The 1,500-nt window shown below is 38.0% G+C and carries 1 protein-coding gene; it reads right to left on the bottom strand.

Features of this window, described 5'->3' with window-relative positions; genetic code table 11:
* Positions 1 to 228 precede the first annotated feature (228 nt).
* Complete coding sequence (locus SFC47_RS25720) at positions 229 to 1,440, bottom strand: IS256 family transposase (RefSeq protein ID WP_411257378.1); 1,212 nt, start codon at positions 1,438 to 1,440, stop codon at positions 229 to 231.
* Positions 1,441 to 1,500 lie beyond the last annotated feature (60 nt).

The raw sequence follows: 1,500 nt of genomic DNA, 5'->3' as shown, positions 1-1,500 counted from the left end.
AGGGAATGTAAATTATTTTGTGTAAATGATTTATTAATAGTAATTTTGACTACACTTAAACCATAGTGCTCTTACTTACTAGGGGGATAGGGCAATGCTGGGGAGCAACCCGAGCACCTAGTAAGGTTCTGTACAAAAAGGGGAGGTGTTTTCACCTCTCTTTTTCCCTTTTTGGGAGAACACAAGCAATAAACCCTAGGGCGCAGCCCTACTACTAAAACAACAAACTTATACATATTTCCCCAGACGCTCACCAAACATGATTTCAAACTGTTGTCTACATTCTAGCCAACCTGGTATTGCATTAGTCCAAGTGTCAGTTACACCAATCGTGGCCAGATAAACTATCTTTCTAAGAGCATTGTCGGTTGGGTAAGCAGTCTTTGTTTTTGTGACCTTTCTTAGTTGCCTATGGAAGGCTTCAATGGTATTTGTTGTATAGATTAACTTTCTAATTTCAACAGGGTAGGTGAAAAAGGCTGTTAACTCCAACCAGTTAGATTCCCAAGATTTAACCACTGATGGATGTTTTTGGCCCCACTTTTCTTTGAATTCGCTAAAGGCCATTTCAGCCTGTTCCAATGTAAATGCCTTATAAACTTTCTTTAAGTCATCAATTACCTCTTTACGGTTTTTAGAAGGAACATACTTCATATTATTTCGTAGCTGATGAATCACACACAATTGAATATCAGTTTTTGGGAAAGTTGCATTAATGGCATCAGAGAACCCATTAAGCCCGTCTTTACAGGCTATTAGGATGTCTTGGACCCCACGGCTTTTTAATTCCTGGCAAACGTTTAGCCAAAAGCTAGCACTTTCATTTTCGCCAATCCAAATACCTAAAATATCCTTAACACCATCGGTGTTGATACCTAACACCGTATAGGCAGCTTTATTAATAATCCGGTTTTCATGCTTAACTTTAAAGTGAATCGCATCCAAAAACACAATTGGATAAACAGGGTCTAGAAGACGGGACTGCCACTCATAAACCAGCGGTAAAATCTTATCAGTCACCTTACTAACCAACGAAGGGGAAACATTAATTCCGTAGATATCCTTCATGTGTCCTTCAATGTCACGGGTAGACATTCCTTTGGAATAAAGGGCAATAATTTGATCCTCTAGTCCGTTAATAGATGTCTCGTACTTTTTAATAATTTGAGGTTCATATTCACCTTTTCTATCCCTAGGAATCTTAACTACTGTTTCCCCCAGTTTAGATTTAATGGTTTTTTTACTATAACCGTTTCGACTATTTCCTGTGTTATTCCCAATAACATCGTGTTTGGAGTATCCGAGGTGTTCCTCAATCTCGGCCTCAAAAACCTGTTGTAAGGTTTCCTTGAATAGATCTCTAATCATAACTTGAATATCATCGACAGTTTCACATTGCCTGGCTAATTCTCTAATGGTCATATCTCTAAAGTTTTGCATAAACGATCATCTCCTTAATTGGCAAGTATAACCATTTACACAAAATATTAGACGTTCTCT

Source organism: Neobacillus niacini (assembly GCF_046591715.1).
Lineage (GTDB): Bacteria > Bacillota > Bacilli > Bacillales > Cytobacillaceae > Neobacillus > Neobacillus niacini_L.
The sequence above is the reverse complement of the archived record's forward strand: the minus strand, read 5'-3'. Positions and strand labels throughout refer to the sequence as shown.